This is a genomic window from Cytobacillus oceanisediminis 2691, assembly GCF_007678455.1.
In the GTDB taxonomy this organism is placed as follows: Bacteria; Bacillota; Bacilli; order Bacillales; family Cytobacillaceae; genus Mesobacillus; species Mesobacillus oceanisediminis_A.
The window spans coordinates 605,554-621,830 of the sequence record NZ_VEEP01000002.1; the positions used below are offsets into that span (position 1 = coordinate 605,554).

A 16,277-nucleotide genomic window follows, 5' to 3' on the forward strand; every position below is an offset into this window, starting at 1 on the left:
GGATAGCGAAATGGCTATCCTCCTTCTTCTATATGTTTTATGAAAGAGACTTTTCAAGTTCTCTAAGTTTTCGTTATGTCAGCCTTAACCATCCAATCTTTACGGATATTGAATGTCTAAAGCGGCCTCATCAGACTTTGTCTCTTTTCGAATGTTGCGATTTCTGTGACACCTTTTCCCATCAGCATGCTTTTGATTTGATCCGAGTAAATTCCAAGATCGTTCGGAAAATGTGAATCGGATGACATCGTGAACTTTACGCCTTCTGCGACCAATACATCCAAAAACCGGGGGCTTGGGCACATTTCCCTGACCGGGTATCGATAATACAGGCCAGGGTTGATTTCAGTCGCAACATCATTTTCAACCAAGACCCTCGCCACTTCTTTATACATTCCCAATAAGGATTCTTCGTCTGGACGATGATTGAATACTTTCATATTGTCAAGATGGGCAATAAAGTCGAACATCTTGCTTTGTGCTGCCTTTTTCACCGTTTCAAAATGTTCCTTGTATAGCTGAACTAGATCATATTCCTGGAATGTATCCTGAAGCTCGGGGTTATCAAATCCCCACCCTTGATGGAAGTGAACAGATCCAATAATATAGTCGAAATCATAACCGCTTAAAAGTGACTGCAGCTCTGCTTCTCCGCCGACAAAATAGTCTGCTTCGATTCCGAGTTTCAATTGTACTCCCTTTGCTGCCCATGCTTCTTTCTGGGAATTGATGAAACTGACAAACTCATCGAGGCTTCTGACCATCACCTGGTCCAGCCATTTGGCCTGTTTGCTGCCTGCTTCACTTGATGATACATCCATGAACTTTCTGAAGTAGGCTTCTGTTTCCTTGAATCGGTACAAATGATCCACGATCCCTACTTCTTTTATTCCTTTATTTAAAGCTTCCTGCAGGTAAAGGTCCAGCCACCATTGGGAGTATTCCCCTTCAGCTAACCGTCTGCTTATTCTCGCCATACTTTCATTCAGCCATTGTTTTGAATGCCGCATTTCCCCATTTGGTTCAAAATGCTCCATTGCCTTTAAAGTCTTGTCCACAAAAGAAAGGGAGTACGGACCTTCTTCAAGATGGATATGATAGTCTACTTTCATGATTCCCATCCTTTCTCCATGATGGATCCACGTTGATCCATTCATATCGATTCTGATGCCAGTCATCCGGCTTTTCTTGATCGCAAATAATTTTGGTCAGGTTGGTAATCGGTCCTATTTCAAACAGGGATTTTTTATTCAGTTTTGAGGAATCTGTCAGGAGGATGGCTTCGCGGCTGCACTTCATCATTACCTCTGATACGAGTGATTCCTCGATATCAAAGTCATATACAGCCTCCTTAGTCAGTCCGCCGCAGGATATGAAGCTTTTATTCAAATTAAATCTTCTTAAAAATTCAACTGTGTACGTTCCTTTGACGGATAGCTGGTAAGGATTCGTGACACCCGGAAGCATGATGACCTCCGCAGTGATCCTTCCTTCCTCAATCGCCAGATTAAATCGATTGGCTGCACTCAAAGAGTTCGTCACAATTGTCAGTCCATGCACATCTTCCAGCATATCTGCTATATGCACAGTAGTCGTGCCTACATCCACACCAATGGTATCGCCATCTTGAATCATTCCTGCCGCATATCTGGCAATTTGCTTCTTTTCTTCAAGGTGAAGGGACAGCTTTTTGGCATAGACCATCTCTTTTTCCACTGAACTAAAAGCTACGGCCCCGCCGTGAACCCGGCTGACCTTTTCATTCATTTCCAGTTCAGCTAAATCCCTGCGGATCGTTTCCGGCGTCACTTCAAGGCAACTCGCTAATTCTGTCACCCACACTTTTTCCTGCTTTTGCAATTGTTCTAAAATGAAGTAATGGCGCTGATTTTTATTCATTTCACTGCCCTCTATCAATCTATATTTCTGCTATCCCTCAATCGCGACAATGTGATCCTGATGGATATACAATTCTGTCTCCTGATCCAGTTCCCTCTTATCCAGGTCACGATTCAGCAGATCAACTGTCAGCTTCACTGAACCAGTATTGTAATAGCAGCGAATGGTACTTCCCAATGTAATCGCATGTTCCAGCTTCCCTTGAAAACGGATGGCCTTTTCGCCCATCATCGGTTCGAGACTGATCGTTTCACTGCGGATCGCATATTTGTTGTTTCCAAGTTTCGGAGAAAAAGTGGAATCCAATTGTTTCAACTCGCCAGCTGATAAAATATTGTAATTTCCGATGAAGGTTGCGACAAAGTTAGTTTTCGGCTTGGCATACAGTTCCGAAGGGCTTTCCTGCTGAACGATCTTCCCTTCACTCATGACGAAAATCCGGTCTGATAAAATCATCGCTTCTTCCTGGTCATGTGTCACAAAAATCATCGTGATTCCGAGCTTCTTCTGCAGCGATCGAATATCCATCTGCAGCTGTTTCCTGATTTTTGCATCCAGGGCACTTAAAGGCTCATCTAATAATAACACTTTTGGTTCCGTCACAAGGGAACGGGCTAACGAAATCCGCTGCTGCTGTCCGCCTGATAGCTGCTCAGGATAATAATCGGCCTTATCCTCCAAATTCACTAATTGCAAGGCAGCCAATACTTTTTCCTTAATGACTGACTTTGCCAGCTTTTTAACCGATAGGCCAAACGCGATATTCTCATAGACTGTCATATTAGGGAAAAGCGCATACGATTGAAACACCATCCCTACATTCCGATCCTTTGGCGCCCGATCACTGATTTCTTCTCCGTCCAGATATACTTCTCCTTCCTGGAACGTTTCCAAACCAGCTATAACACGAAGCAAGGTGGACTTTCCGCATCCACTTGGACCAAGTAATGTAATCAATTCACCTTTTTCAATCGAAAGAGAGATATCTTTCAAGACTTTGTTTTCACCATAGCTAAGAGATAAATGATCGATTGCGATAAAGTTCATATTCTCTGCCTCTTTTCTTTTTTGACTCCGATTTTTAAAATGGACACAGATTTTAATGGTTCTGCAAGCGATATTCTGTCGGCTCTTTTGCCAGGAACTTGTTTGCGGTTTGAATTCTTCCGGCCTCTTCTATCCGGAGAGGTTAAATACGTAATCACCAGGCTGATCAGGATTAACAGGATAAAATAAGCGACCATCACGGAACTTGCCAGGTGGCCATTCTCATTCATCCTTCTAAGCATATAAATCCGGATCGTTTCATAACGGCCGCCAATCAATAGATTCGTAAGGACAAACTCTCCAAAAAAGCTCGAAAAGATCAATAAAGTCGTAATCAGCAAGCCCAGCCGAATGTTCGGCAGGATGATTCTGATGAAGGATGTAAATCGATTGGCTCCCAGAATTTCGGCGGCTTCGATTAATTTTTTCGTTTGGATGCTCTCAAGACTATTGCGGACACCCTGGTACATGAAGGGCAAGGAGCCAATAAACAAAGCGCCTACCAGAACCAAATACATCGGGATCACTGAACCGGAATACATCCTGAGCAGCCCCGTAGCTAAAATGACCCCAGGTATGGCATATGGCATCAGGACCAGGCCTTTCATGAATTGATCCACCTTTGGGAAGTACGTATACACCAGGAATACGGTCGGCACCATCACAACTAGTACCACTGCCAATGTCGTGAACGTTAAGGTAAAGGACCGTACGACAGCTGAAATGAAATTTGGATCCTCGATCAGCTGGATAAACCATTTAAAGGTGAAATCATTCGGCAGCATCGTGTTGGACCACTTTGTCGATGTTGCATAAAAGAAAGTAGAGACAAACGGGAAAAGCATATACAATCCAAAAAGGGCGAGGATCAGGTAACTGATGTAATGTGTTTTCTTTGTCTTCATGCCAGATCCCTCCTGACTTTCTTCAGAAGCATTTGTGACAGGGCCAGAATCGCCATCATGATGACGGCAAACAGGACAGCCAGCGTACTGCCAATCACAGGCCGCGCATAAATATCACCTGATACAAGTGCAGCAATCCGGATGGTGACCAGGTTGATATTGCTGCCGGTCAAGGCATAAGCCGTTTCATACGTGCCCATCCCATTGGCAAACATAATGACGAAGGTTCCCGCAATACTTGGCATAATACTAGGCAGTCCAACCTTTCGCCAGTAAGTCCCGCTTGAAGCTCCCAGCATGAAAGCAGCTTCCTTCCACTCTCTTTTGATTTTTTTCAGTGAAGGATAAATAAAGAGAATCCCGAGCGGAATTTGGAAATATAGGTACGTGAGCGCCAACCCCTGCCATGAATAGAGCTTGAATCCGTTGATCAGCGGGAGGTTCGCATCTTTAAGAAATAGAGTGAACACCCCTGAATTTCCAAGAAGGATGATAAAGGCGAATGCCAGTGGAACACCGGCAAAATTTGCTGCTACATTGATATACACAGTCAGTTTATCCTGGACCTTTTCCGGCAGATTCGTCATCGCATAAGAGACAATAATCGCCAATACAAGCCCGGCAACAGCAGAGAACAGAGAAATCAATCCGCTGTTCAAAAAGGACTGTGAATAAAAGGAATTGGTCAAGACTTCTATATAATTGTCTAGCGTAAAGCCTCCTGTGGATTCGCTCGTAAAACTTGATGTAATCATGAGCGCCATAGGAATCACTAAAAACATCACAGTCATGAGAAAGAACGGGACCAATAGCAGTATCGTTTTACGCGATTGTTTCCTTTTCAACTGAATCCTCCTCGCTTTCCAATACACCCCAGTCTAGTTCCTGCATCTTATGCCCTTTTTCAATCCCAAGCATGTTGCAGACAAGCGGAGCTAATTGAAGCTGTTCGACCACTTTTGAACCAATATGCGGTCTGATACAATCCGAAAATAGGAATAACGGAACCTCACGATGTTCAGGCATAGTGCCGCCGTGATTTCCGAAGTCATCCATTCCGTGATCGGAAGTGACCAGGATTTGATAACCCATTTCCATCCAGATTGGCAGATAGACTCCTAATATCGTATCGATTCGATTGACCGCCTGACGGTATTGAATGGAATTCCCAGTATGCTTGTGTCCTTCATCATCAATATTCATCGAATGCACATACATGAAATCAGGCTCGCAGGTGGAAATGATATGATGAGCATCCTGAAAAAGGTGTGAATCCGGATAAGTATCATCCGAATAAAAGATTCCATGCTGGATATTTCTTGATTCGTCATGCTGGATCCGATCCTCGAGCATCGAGTAAGGCGCCCGGTTATACAGCTCACTTACCCAGTGGTAAGCAGCCGCGCCAGTCTTCATCCCCGCCTCTCTTGCCAGGGAAAAAATGCTTTGCTCTTTCGACCTTTGGACAGAATAATTGGTAGAAATCCCATTTTCATGTGTGGGAACACCTGTCAGCAATACTTCATATAATGGCCTCGAATTACTGGGCGTTTCAGATTGCACCTTAAAACGGCTGGCCAGTTTCTTTTCAACGAAATGATTTAAAAATCCTAATTGCTGGATGGCAGTGTCGTAACGACAGCCATCCAACGTAATCATGATTACTTTATTATTTGGCATTGACTAACACCTCTTGTTGCCATAACTGAGGTAATTCCATGGCAGTTTGATCCCATGCACTGTAGTCTTTTACTGGCTTGGCATTCTCATATGCCTTATCCGGCAGAAGCTTTGCCTGAACTTCTTCCGGCAGCTCCACATCACGGATCGGACGAGCATACCCTTTTGCCAGGTTGGTTTGGCCTTCATCCGATAAAATGTATTCTCTCGCTAACTTCGCTGCATTCGGATGCGGAGCATTTTTGTTAATCACTGTTGTATACCCGCTCACTACTGAACCATCTGTTGGAATCGTCACTTCAAAACGCTCCGGATCGATTTGGTCTCGATAGTTCAATCCATTAAAGTCCCATACGATCGCAACATCGATTTCCCCTTTTTCTAAATTTGCCACACTGACATCAGCGGAGGTCAAGCGGCCCTCTTTTGCAATTCCCTTAAAATAATCAACGCCCGGTTTGATGTTTGTTTCATCCCCGCCATTCGCAAGTGCTGCAGCCAGCACACCGAATTGCGCCTGGGTTGCTTTTGTCACGTCCCCAGTGGAAATGCTATAGTCTCCATTCGCAAGTTCTTTCCACGAAGTTGGTGCTTTATCAACATTTTGCTTATCCGTAATGAAAGCAATTGTCCCTGTATAACTTAACATCCAGTCGCCGTTATCATCCTTCGCCCATTCAGGGACTTCATCCCAATAGGAAGTTTTGTACGGCATTGTCAATCCTTTCTTTTCTGCCAGCGGCCCAAAGTTAATGCCAACATCCCCAATATCTGCTGTGCCATTCTTTCCCTCTGATTCGAATTTCGCCAACTCTTCCGCACTTGACATGTCCGTATCAGATTGAGTAATTCCGTATTCAGCTTCAATTTGGTCCCAAGTGTCAATCCAGTTCGCCCAAGTATCAGGCATCCCGACACTTGCGATCTCCCCTTCTGTTTTCGCTTTTTCAATGATCGTATCAACAGAATCTTTTTCATTCACATTCGACGCAGCACTTTTATCATCACTATTTCCACAACCTGCTAACGCTAAAGAAATCATTCCTATTCCAACTGCTGCCTTAAATTTTGTCAATTTCATGATAACCTCTCCCTGTCTTTGTTTTTTTCATTCAATCGATCTTCGACACCAAACAACTCCGGCGCCCCTATGTTTGAAAATCTTCGGACATTCATAACGCACCTTAGTGGAAACGAATACTGATTGCCCCCTTACGTCAGAAGTTGAAAATGAAATTCTTTTCTCGTAATCAGACATGTTTTTGCTTTATGTTTGTTTCATGTCTGTTTACACCTATAAATCTATCAACCAAATATAAAGCAGACATTTATCGTTCATTAACATTATGTAAAAGATTATTAAGGTTGATTAACAATCTTTCCTATCAGTCCTGGATGCGATGCACTGCTCCATCCACCTTTTTCAAGAAATATGACATGTTGTTACATTGACATATGACACTGTGTCATATATTATTTAACTATAATATGACACAGTGTCACATCCCTAAACTGAGGTGATTACCATCCCTAAGCAAACGTTTTTTAATTTGCCAGAGCCTAAAAGGAAAAAGCTTATTGAATCAGCAGAAACCGAGTTCACCAGGGCTCCCCTTTTCGAAGCGTCCATCGCGAATATTGTGAAAGAAGCGGGAATATCGAGGGGCAGCTTTTATCAATATTTCGAGGATAAAGACGATTTATATTTCTATTTATTAGAGGATAAATTGAAAATGGCCAAAATCTATTTCAGCGCATTATTGGAAAAACATCAGGGTGACTTAATCGAGGCACTGATTGAACTCCAGAATTACTTCTTGCTTGCCTTATCAGATGAAGAAGAGAAGCAATTTTTAAAAAATGCCCTGCTCTACACCACAAATAGAGTCGAAAGCTCTTTTACAAGTATCTGGGATGCCTATCTGGAAAAAGAGGAATATAAGAAGATTGGGAAACTGATTGATCGAAAACTTTTGAATATCCATGCAGAAAAAGAGCTGCTGCATATCTTCAAAGTCGTCTCTGCGTTGGCCTTTAACAACTTAATTGAAAAAACGGTAAAGGGCTTATCGGATGAAGAGGCAATCGAATCGTTCAAACTTAGCATGAGTTTGCTGAAACACGGAATCTACCATTCGGAGGTGCACGATAAATGACTGTAACGATTTATGGATTAGGATGCAGATCAACGAAGAAAGCAAGAAAGTGGATGATCAATAACAAAATCCCTTTCGTCGAAAGGAATATGATGGAGGAGCCTTTAACGGTTCGTGAACTTCAGGAACTGCTGCGGATGACAACGGATGGCACGGATGACATTATCTCTAAGAGATCCCTTCCATACAAGACCCTTAATATCGATTTTGACAAACTTTCCTTAATTGAGTTACTGGAGATTGTCCATCAACATCCACGGTTATTAAAAAGCCCGCTGATCGTGGATAACAAGAAGCTTCAAGTTGGGTATAACGAGGAGGAAATCCGCCAGTTCCTTCCGAGGAAGGTTCGTAAATTCCAGTGGCTGCAATGGAAAATGGAACATTTATACCCTCTCGAGGGATAGCAGGAAACTGAATTTCAAACTTCAAGGAGCAGTGTACAAATGGAGGAATTGACTCAGCAGTATACCATCAATCCTAAAAAATTGCGGAACGACCTAAAAAGGTTTTCGTTACTCTATAAATTCGCATTGGATGAAATGAATACCAAAATCAATATTTTAAAAGAAGAATTCATCCACATTCATGATTACAATCCAATCGAACATTGCAATTCAAGAATTAAATCACCCGAGAGCATCATGAAAAAACTGCAAAGGAAGAACCTTGAGTTTTCAATTGGATCGATCAGGGAGAATATCAAAGACATAGCCGGAATCCGGATCATCTGTCCCTTCATTACGGATGTTTATAAAATAAGCCAGATGATTGAAAAACAACAGGACATAGAGCTGGTTGAACGAAAGGATTATATCAAAAATCCAAAACCAAACGGTTATCAGAGTCTCCATCTCATTATTAAAATTCCGGTTTTCATGTCTGACCGAGTCGAAATGGTCTTTGTCGAATTGCAGATCCGTACCATCGCCATGGATTTCTGGGCCAGTCTCGAGCATAAAATTTACTATAAGTATGATAAGGAGATTCCGGAAAGGATTAAAAAGGATCTTAAGGACGCAGCCCTTTCCGCTGCTGAACTGGATTTGAAAATGGAGAGGATCAATAATGAAGTCGCCCATTTAAAAGGGCAGGATGATGCAACTGAAGACCTTCTTCTTTTACAAAAGAACAATGTCCGATCCTTCCTTAATGGGTTTTTGGTGGAGGTACCTAAAGACTTAAAAAGGTAGGTCGTCTCAACTCTCGCGAAGCAATGGATAATCCCTTGCTTCTTTTTGCCCTTCAGCCCGCGGGACGCACCGTCAGCTATCCCTCCCTAAAAACAGAAGCATAAGTTTCATCCCTTTGCTTTAAGATATAAGAGAATTAGCTTTTCTGTTGGGATCCTTAAATTCCCAGGGTTCATCATTTGACTTCACGGCTATTTCATACTATATTAGTTGACGTATCAATAATTGAGCTATCAATTAATCAAAGGCGGCGGTTGCAGATGGAGAACGGCAGCATGGAAAATGAACTCATCATCCAAAGGTTGTCCGAGATAAACAAAAAAGCCATGGCGAAGTTTGAGCGCTGTGCTGGCATCAGTCCATCACGGCTTGAGATTCTCCGGGTAATTTATGAATCGGAGGAAATCACTCAGAGGGCACTTCAGAAAAAAGTCAATATTGATCATGCGGCGGTGACCAGGCATCTGAAACAGCTTGAAGATGACGGGATGGTAATCCGCAGGAAAAATTCTGAAGATCAGCGGTTTACCTATGTCCAGCTGTCTGAAGAGGGAAAACGGAGAGTGAGCGCGTACTGCGAAGAAAAACAACGGTTCATTTCCAGCTTCCTAAAAGGTTTTACAAATGAAGAAACTGAAGCTCTTCTCCAAATGCTTACACGCCTCCAAAAGAATATAGAAGAGATTTAACCTTACACCAAGACGAACATAAGGAGAGTGCAACATGACCACACTTACACAGAACGACTTCAAAGAAATCATCACAGGCCGCCGCTCCATCAGGAACTATGATTCAACGGTAAAAATCAGCAAAGAAGAAATGGCCCAAATCCTTGAGGAAGCAACTCTGGCTCCATCCTCCGTGAACCTGCAGCCATGGCGTTTCGTCGTGATTGATTCGAAGGAAGGAAAAGAAACCCTTGCACCTTTAGCAAAATTCAACCAGAGACAAGTCGAAACATCAGCGGCCATGATCGCAGTGTTTGTAGACATGAACAGTGAAGAATACCTGGAAACGATCTATAATACTGCAGTGAAAAAAGGGTTAATGCCAGCTGAAGTCAGAGACCAACAGGTTCCCGCAATCGCAGGACTTGTGGAAACCATGACAACCGAGCAAAAGAAAGAAATGTTCCTCATCGATGCTGGACTCGTTTCCATGCAATTGATGCTCGCAGCTCGCGCACACGGCTATGATACAAACCCAATTGGCGGATACGAAAAAGACCAAATCGCAGAAGCCTTTGACCTGGACAAGGATCGTTTTTACCCTGTCATGCTCATCTCCATCGGGAAAGCCGCTGACCAGGGGTACCAATCAGTCCGCTTGCCTGTAGATGTCATCGCACAGTGGAAATAATAGAAAAAGGAGAAATGAACAATGATTATCATTCATGCCGGTTTTCAAGTAAAAGCAGACGTAGAACAGGAGTTTCTAAAAGAAATAAAGCCATTAATCGAAGCATCAAGAGCCGAGCAAGGCAATGTCTCCTATGACCTTTTAAAAGACACCGAAAAAGCCGGAGCCTACACAATGGTTGAATTATGGAAAGACATGGAGGCCGTCAAGCTTCATAACCAGGCAGAGCATTTCACCGCCTTCATGGCCAAAGCACCACAATTCATGGCCGCTCCAACAGAAGTAAAGCTATTTAATGCCGAGCCGATTTCAAAATAGAAAGCAAAGGGACATTTCCTTCCAGCAAAGTAATGGGTTTTCTTTTGAAGTGCAAATTTGAAAAAAGCATTATGAAATAGCAGGCCAAATCGCTTAATAAAAAAGGAGTTAGATCTAAAAAATCTTAGCTCCTTTCATTTGTATTCTTTGTTCAAAGTAAAGCATCCTATAGTATAGGTGCATTATTTTTGATTTAATTGATTTTTAAAACTTAACTTAATAAATTGTATAACAAATTAAAATAGCCCAATTTCTTAGTAAGAAATTGGGCTTTTACTGTTAATATGAAAAATTTCTATTCTATATTTTCTATTTACCTATATGAATCATGAATTGGATTGAACAAGTCTTCCATTGCATTTCTAACAACTGAAAAGTGTTCCACATTGTAATGACCATGAAGAGTTTTATTATGATGCTTAATAATTTGTTCTGCACTTAAAGCACCACTAGCCGTTGTTGAATGTCCATCACCTACTAATGTAACATCCATCCCATTAATCGTGGCTGTTCTGACTGCACTGTCTATACAGTGCTCAGTTTTACACCCCATTATAACGACATGCTCACTCTTTTGAGATTTTAGGTAATTCAGTAGTCCTGTTCCATGAAAAGAATTCGTTGCAGCTTTATCAAAAATCATTGTATCCGCAGGAATATTAATTTCTTCATGAACTTGAAATCCTTTATCTTTTCCTTTAGCAACATCTAAATCTCTTACAAAGACAACTGGAACACCGAATGTTTTTGCTTTTTCAATTACTGAATTGATATTACTTATTAGTTGTTCTTTATTAAATACAGCACTTTCTTTCTGATTTCCATCAATTAACTCTTGTTGGGCATCAATAATTAATAATGTTTGATTCAAGTGATTTTCCCCTTTCAATTATAGGAAAACGCATTATTAAATTTATTTAGACGTATTCCCCTTAGTATTCATTATCCCAATATATTTTTTCTTTGCCATAATATCTACCTCCTAAATGAAAATATTAGACTGAATTTTCAGACGTTAAAATTTTAACACAAAAATAATAATTTATATAGTACCGTTAGTGGAAAAAGAAGAAACAAGTTTCAACTAATAATTAGCTTGAGTTCTTGCTTAAAAGATCCTTGGTTACCTCTCGTGCCTAAAATACTTGTCGTAATTCAATCTGACCTTCCCCTTGTCCTTGCGGGTCGGGCATCCGCATGGCCCACTCGATGGCTTCTTCCCTCGTATTCACATCAATCAAAATGAACCCGGCAATCAATTCCTTTGTTTCCGGAAATGGGCCGTCCGTAACCACCGGATTTTCACCTGTTTTCGGGAAATAAATGCGAATCCCCTTTGTACTTGGATGAAGCCCTTTAGCCATAACCCGCACACCTGCCTTATCTAATTCCTCATTGTACTTATCCATGGCTTCCATGAGCTCTGGGCTCGGGAGATTTCCGCCTTCTGAATTCTTCGAGGCTTTGACAATCAACATAAACAGCATAAAAAATTCCTCCTTAAGGTTGAATTTGAGTCGTGTCTAACTCATATCTTACTGAGGAGCCCTATTTTTATCAAAGCTCAAAAACAACAATCTACAGGAATGCTAAACTGCCTGTTTAGCTTATTTAATGTTTTATTTTGCTGGCGGAACCCTTTTCAGCATAAATTTATGATAAAGTTATTTAAAGGCTCATATGTCTATTTCAATGGGGTGCACATGTGGAAAGTACGCATTTAATGGAAGTTAATGAAATTCAAAACCTTACTAAGGGCCATGTTTTATATTTCTATGAGAATCAGGATCAGTATATTTTAAATGCGGCCGAATTTATCACTTCCGGTTTGGAACTGAATGAATATTGTATCATTGTAGAAAATGATCGAAATACATTGTTGATTAAAAAAAGACTCACGTTATTAGTGAATGAATACCAATTAGAAAAAGTGGTGTTTGTCAATAATTATGACTTCTATTATGCCACGGGAGACTTTAGAGTTAATTCTATTTTCGATTATCTTCCTGACTTAACTGGAGGTAATTCAGAAATTGATTTAGTCGCCCGAAGCTGGGCCCATGTAGAATGGCGGGATGAGCGGGAAGTAAGTAAAAAATTATTGGATTCTGAAAATGAAGCTGATAAAATTGTGACCGAAACAAATCTTCTTTCTGTTTGTGCCTACGATTCAAAAAGGGTTAGTAAGGAATTTAAGGAAGGGCTTCTACCTTGCCACAACTTTCTTGTAAAAGAGAAGCAGTGAAGCAACAGGATAAACATATTATTACAGATTTATTTTTTCTGAATATGTCCTGTTTACGAAATTAAGCTCACTTTGAATAAAATGGTTGGTATTATAGCATATAAAATAACAGTGTGATGATGACCATTCTCATGCTGCTAATCAGTGTGCTAAATACAGTGTTAATTCTTATGAAAAAACGTCATAAACCTTGATATATCAATTAAAAGGCATGCAAAATCATATGGATTCAGCATGCCTTTTGTTTAGTTTTTTCACGTTTTGCACTCCAAAAGAGAACCAATATCCTGCAAAGTACCGTTTTCTCTTTTGAAATGCAAAATAGGAAAAAGCATAGCAAATAACAACAAGTTTCATATATGAATTAGCAAACCAAAGCGCATCCTATTTAGCAATAAAGAAGGAACTAGATATGAAAAATTCTAGTTCTTTTCTTTTACTTCTTTATTAAAGTAAAGCACCCTTATGTTTAAGTACATTTTTTCACAAAGCCTGTATTAAGTAGGAAAGCGATGCTTTAAAAGCATCGCTTAAACTTTGATTTTAGAAGATACTGTTCCCTGTTTTAAAATTTCATTTTTTATTAATAAAAATGCCTTATAACCAAATATAAAACCTAATGTATTTAGAAGTAAATCATCAATATCAAAACTACGATAAGAATAACCAATAGATAAGGAAATTGATAACTGAATAATCTCAATCAAAAATGAAATTAGAAATCCGCTAACTATTAATTTCCTTAGGCTTAAATTCCTCTTAATAAAGTGGAAATATAATCCTAAGGGAGCCAATAGAACAAGATTCCCTCCTATATTTCTAAGTTCTAAAAAATAGGTATGATAAGTAACTGCGTTCTGAAGTGAATTCCAGACAGTCATAAAAGGAATTAAATTATACTTATAAGGAACATCAACACCAAGGGATATTAAGTAATCATTAATAAAGTTCTTTTGAAATGGAATTGGAAAAATAGTTATATTTAATAGACATATCAAATAAATTAAAAAAACTGCGTCAATAATTGAACGACCGACTGTAATTCTCTTATTTTTCAACCTAATGAAGTAAATTATAAGGAATATAATACTGCTTAAAAACGCTAATGGTTCTATTCCAATCAAAATGATTTCCCCCAAAAAGTGATACCAAAATTTTACACGATTTACAGTGATGTGTCGATAAAGTTCTTAAAGATTACTGCTTCTTTTGTTCAATAAGGAATTCAACAAAAAAGGTGGCTAATCCTTCTGGATCAACGCACCCGTTTCTTTAAAAATACTCATTTGTTACTTCAAATGATCCTTATAAGTCGGATATTTCGGGAAATACATACCTCCACCTGATAGGAATTCTTTTGTTTCAACATCATAAATTGCATATTTACCTCTAAATTCTTTCTCTGTGTCTTTAAAGGAATAGAAGAAAAAAACTTGCCTATTGGGGCTGACTGTCTGATGGTATTTTAAATCTATATCAGGATAGGTATGAAAAACATTTCCATCCCAAGTCATATAATTGAATCCTTTAAGCTCATTAAACAATACCTTTTTCCTAATATTAACTGATGCATCAGTCATTTCTTTAAAGAGACCAGCATCCAAATCTTCTTGGCTATACTTATGTCTTACGTAAAATTCCTGATGTACTGGATACCTTCTATCTCTTAGAGCCTGGTAAAATCCATCTACAGTTTCATCAATTATTTTTTCCGTATTTGCAGGATACAGGTAGTCAACTTTATTTGGATAAGAAGCTCGTGAATAAACAGGATTTCCTAATAACATAAAAATGCTACATACAATGTACAAGCTAATTAATAATGAATTTTTCATTTAGGTTACTCCTTTTTGAAAGTAATGTGCCCTAAATGTTCTTTAACTAACCTGCTCCTTATGTTAAATAAGGAATTGCATTATTCTTCAAGAACAATGCATCCTTGCTATTAATACTTACCTTTTTCAATGTTACTTCCTATCCTTTTCATCTTGTTGGTCGATGTTCTCGCCCCATTTAAATCCAGACTTCCCCATATAATAAAGTATCCCTATAGAAGATAAAACAGCTAATATTGCTATAACTAGCTCCATTTATTACCCTCCTATTTATTCAAGACACCTGTATCTTTACTTAAATAAGAAATTCAACAAAAAATGCGTTAATCCTTTATCGATCATCGCATTCAAACACACCCATTTGTCCATCTAGAATGATTTATTAACTTTCTCTTTTTTAGATTTTTTGCCCCATAAAGCCGAAGCTATTGCACCGAAGAAATTACTTAGAGCTTCTATCATAAATGTTTTCACCTTTTTATTGATGTAGCCACAATTCCTCTTCAAGATTACTGCTCCTTTTGTTCAAATTGTAAGGATATTAGAATCAAAATTAAAAATAATCTCTGTAAACAAAAATCATTGTTATTAAAGAAAGAATGGTATAGGCAATTGCAGTATATAACGCAAAGTTTGGTCTGATTTTAAATTTTTCAGGTGCCATTTTATACATAGTTTGAGCTTGGATCAACATATTGCTATTTTGAGTAGTAAGGCCACCTCTGGAAGTGAAAAATCCAATTATTATTGAAGTTATAAGTCCCACAAAAAAAGAGTAATCTATAAAGGCTGCATTTAAAAAATGGGATACTACATAGTTTATTCCCAATATCAAAACCAAAGTTATAACAATATTAAGAATCTTCCCCACAAATACTCCCCCCTTTTCTTAATTATTACGTAAAATTTTGGGGAAAGTTTCATTTATGTGTGTAAAACCTGGCTGGTTTACTTTTTTAACTATCCTGCACCGTTCGTATTATAAGGTCATCGTATTATAAGGTCATCCAGATAAGAAAATATTTCTGGTTGACCTTTTTCTATATGGTCTTATTATAACGGTAGCCGGGGTAAAACGTAACTGCACGTGGGACCTGGATCCCGTCAACAAAACAGTTTGCCCCCTACTTGTAGAAACATGATTGAGGCTGGTTGGGACATAGATCTCGTATAACAAGCGAAGCTGTGACACTGCAAGGAAAATAAGGGGTACCGGCAAAATAAAAGATTAGGAGATGGTTATGGATGAATCCAGTCGTTGGTCTGGATATTTCTAAGGGGGAAAGTCAGGTTCAAGCTTTTGTCGATAAAGGCAAACCATTCCGTAAGAGCTTTAAAGTAGCTCATACACTTCAGGGGCTTGAGTCACTTGTAGAGTTTTTAGAGGTAGTACAAAAAGAATCGGGTCTAAAACCTCCAGTTATTCTTGAAGCTACTGGACACTATCAAACATCAGTAGTCCAATATTTAGAGGAACGTGGTTATTTATTAATCATTATTAACCCATTGATTTCCTACAAGGCGAAAAGTTCAAGTTTAAGGAAAGTAAAGACAGATGCCGTCGATGCTTACCACCTCTGCGAGTTGTATTACAAGGAAGAGTTAGAGCCATATAAAAAGCGAGGGGTCCAGCTTTTAAA

At 39.5% G+C, this 16,277-nt stretch carries 21 protein-coding genes; 8 read left to right on the forward strand and 13 right to left on the reverse strand.

From position 1 onward, the window contains the following. Positions 1–116: 116 nt before the first annotated feature. From FS736_RS06370 to FS736_RS06400, 7 genes are read right to left on the reverse strand one after another with little or no spacing between them, the layout of a single operon-like run. On the reverse strand, positions 117–1,112 hold the full coding sequence (locus tag FS736_RS06370; RefSeq protein WP_144475504.1) for a histidinol phosphate phosphatase domain-containing protein: 996 nt from the start codon (positions 1,110–1,112) through the stop codon (positions 117–119). Beyond that, positions 1,084–1,899, reverse strand: a complete 816-nt coding sequence (locus tag FS736_RS06375; protein ID WP_144475505.1) for a DeoR/GlpR family DNA-binding transcription regulator — start codon at positions 1,897–1,899, stop codon at positions 1,084–1,086. Before FS736_RS06375 ends, FS736_RS06370 begins: the two co-directional genes overlap by 29 nt. Positions 1,900–1,929: 30 nt before the next feature. Then, a complete protein-coding gene (locus FS736_RS06380; RefSeq protein ID WP_144475506.1) occupies positions 1,930–2,946 on the reverse strand; it encodes an ABC transporter ATP-binding protein in 1,017 nt (338 codons plus the stop codon). Then, positions 2,943–3,851: an ABC transporter permease gene (locus FS736_RS06385; protein ID WP_144475507.1), complete on the reverse strand. Its 909-nt coding sequence runs from the start codon at positions 3,849–3,851 to the stop codon at positions 2,943–2,945. The genes FS736_RS06380 and FS736_RS06385 overlap by 4 nt, the downstream gene beginning before the upstream one ends. Continuing rightward, a complete protein-coding gene (locus FS736_RS06390; RefSeq protein ID WP_260983538.1) occupies positions 3,848–4,696 on the reverse strand; it encodes an ABC transporter permease in 849 nt (282 codons plus the stop codon). Before FS736_RS06390 ends, FS736_RS06385 begins: the two co-directional genes overlap by 4 nt. Beyond that, on the reverse strand, positions 4,674–5,531 hold the full coding sequence (locus FS736_RS06395; RefSeq protein ID WP_144475508.1) for an alkaline phosphatase family protein: 858 nt from the start codon (positions 5,529–5,531) through the stop codon (positions 4,674–4,676). Before FS736_RS06395 ends, FS736_RS06390 begins: the two co-directional genes overlap by 23 nt. Next, on the reverse strand, positions 5,521–6,612 hold the full coding sequence (locus tag FS736_RS06400; RefSeq protein ID WP_144475509.1) for an ABC transporter substrate-binding protein: 1,092 nt from the start codon (positions 6,610–6,612) through the stop codon (positions 5,521–5,523). The genes FS736_RS06395 and FS736_RS06400 overlap by 11 nt, the downstream gene beginning before the upstream one ends. Before the next feature lie 469 nt (positions 6,613–7,081). Here FS736_RS06400 and FS736_RS06405 point away from each other — a divergent pair, with 469 nt between their 5' ends. The 6 genes from FS736_RS06405 to FS736_RS06430 all read left to right on the forward strand — a co-directional run bounded on the left by FS736_RS06405 (position 7,082) and on the right by FS736_RS06430 (position 10,557). Further along, positions 7,082–7,687 carry a TetR/AcrR family transcriptional regulator gene (locus FS736_RS06405; RefSeq protein ID WP_251543632.1) on the forward strand — a complete coding sequence of 202 codons (606 nt, stop codon included), beginning with the start codon at positions 7,082–7,084 and terminating at the stop codon, positions 7,685–7,687. Next, positions 7,684–8,094 (forward strand): transcriptional regulator Spx, encoded by a 411-nt coding sequence (gene spx, locus FS736_RS06410; protein ID WP_144475510.1) that lies wholly within the window; start codon positions 7,684–7,686, stop codon positions 8,092–8,094. Before FS736_RS06405 ends, spx begins: the two co-directional genes overlap by 4 nt. Before the next feature lie 39 nt (positions 8,095–8,133). After that, on the forward strand, positions 8,134–8,880 hold the full coding sequence (locus FS736_RS06415) for a GTP pyrophosphokinase (protein ID WP_144475511.1): 747 nt from the start codon (positions 8,134–8,136) through the stop codon (positions 8,878–8,880). Between the two features lie 260 nt (positions 8,881–9,140). After that, complete coding sequence (locus FS736_RS06420; RefSeq protein WP_144475512.1) at positions 9,141–9,569, forward strand: MarR family winged helix-turn-helix transcriptional regulator; 429 nt, start codon at positions 9,141–9,143, stop codon at positions 9,567–9,569. Between the two features lie 34 nt (positions 9,570–9,603). Further along, positions 9,604–10,239: a nitroreductase family protein gene (locus FS736_RS06425; protein ID WP_144475513.1), complete on the forward strand. Its 636-nt coding sequence runs from the start codon at positions 9,604–9,606 to the stop codon at positions 10,237–10,239. Positions 10,240–10,260: 21 nt separating this feature from the next. Continuing rightward, complete coding sequence (locus FS736_RS06430; protein ID WP_144475514.1) at positions 10,261–10,557, forward strand: putative quinol monooxygenase; 297 nt, start codon at positions 10,261–10,263, stop codon at positions 10,555–10,557. Positions 10,558–10,870: 313 nt separating this feature from the next. Here the strand turns inward: FS736_RS06430 and FS736_RS06435 are convergent, their stop codons facing one another. Then, positions 10,871–11,428 (reverse strand): cysteine hydrolase family protein, encoded by a 558-nt coding sequence (locus tag FS736_RS06435; protein ID WP_144475515.1) that lies wholly within the window; start codon positions 11,426–11,428, stop codon positions 10,871–10,873. Positions 11,429–11,693: 265 nt separating this feature from the next. Then, positions 11,694–12,044: a YciI family protein gene (locus FS736_RS06440; RefSeq protein ID WP_144475516.1), complete on the reverse strand. Its 351-nt coding sequence runs from the start codon at positions 12,042–12,044 to the stop codon at positions 11,694–11,696. Between the two features lie 218 nt (positions 12,045–12,262). Here FS736_RS06440 and FS736_RS06445 point away from each other — a divergent pair, with 218 nt between their 5' ends. Beyond that, entirely contained in the window at positions 12,263–12,802 is a 540-nt protein-coding gene (locus FS736_RS06445; RefSeq protein ID WP_144475517.1) for an MEDS domain-containing protein, read from the forward strand. A 530-nt stretch (positions 12,803–13,332) separates the two neighbouring features. Here FS736_RS06445 and FS736_RS06450 read toward each other — a convergent pair. The 4 genes from FS736_RS06450 to FS736_RS06460 form a co-directional block, all read right to left on the reverse strand. Beyond that, entirely contained in the window at positions 13,333–13,926 is a 594-nt protein-coding gene (locus tag FS736_RS06450; protein WP_186326689.1) for a VanZ family protein, read from the reverse strand. Positions 13,927–14,091: 165 nt separating this feature from the next. Continuing rightward, entirely contained in the window at positions 14,092–14,637 is a 546-nt protein-coding gene (locus FS736_RS06455; RefSeq protein ID WP_144475519.1) for a hypothetical protein, read from the reverse strand. 132 nt (positions 14,638–14,769) lie between these two features. Then, positions 14,770–14,892, reverse strand: coding sequence for a hypothetical protein (locus FS736_RS25100; RefSeq protein ID WP_260983539.1), 123 nt, complete (start codon positions 14,890–14,892; stop codon positions 14,770–14,772). Between the two features lie 298 nt (positions 14,893–15,190). Further along, positions 15,191–15,508 carry a hypothetical protein gene (locus tag FS736_RS06460; protein WP_144475520.1) on the reverse strand — a complete coding sequence of 106 codons (318 nt, stop codon included), beginning with the start codon at positions 15,506–15,508 and terminating at the stop codon, positions 15,191–15,193. A gap of 374 nt (positions 15,509–15,882) precedes the next feature. On the opposite strand from FS736_RS06460, the gene FS736_RS06465 reads away from it, so the two are divergent. Then, the coding region (locus tag FS736_RS06465; protein ID WP_144475521.1) for an IS110 family transposase at positions 15,883–16,277 on the forward strand (395 nt) is incomplete at its 3' end.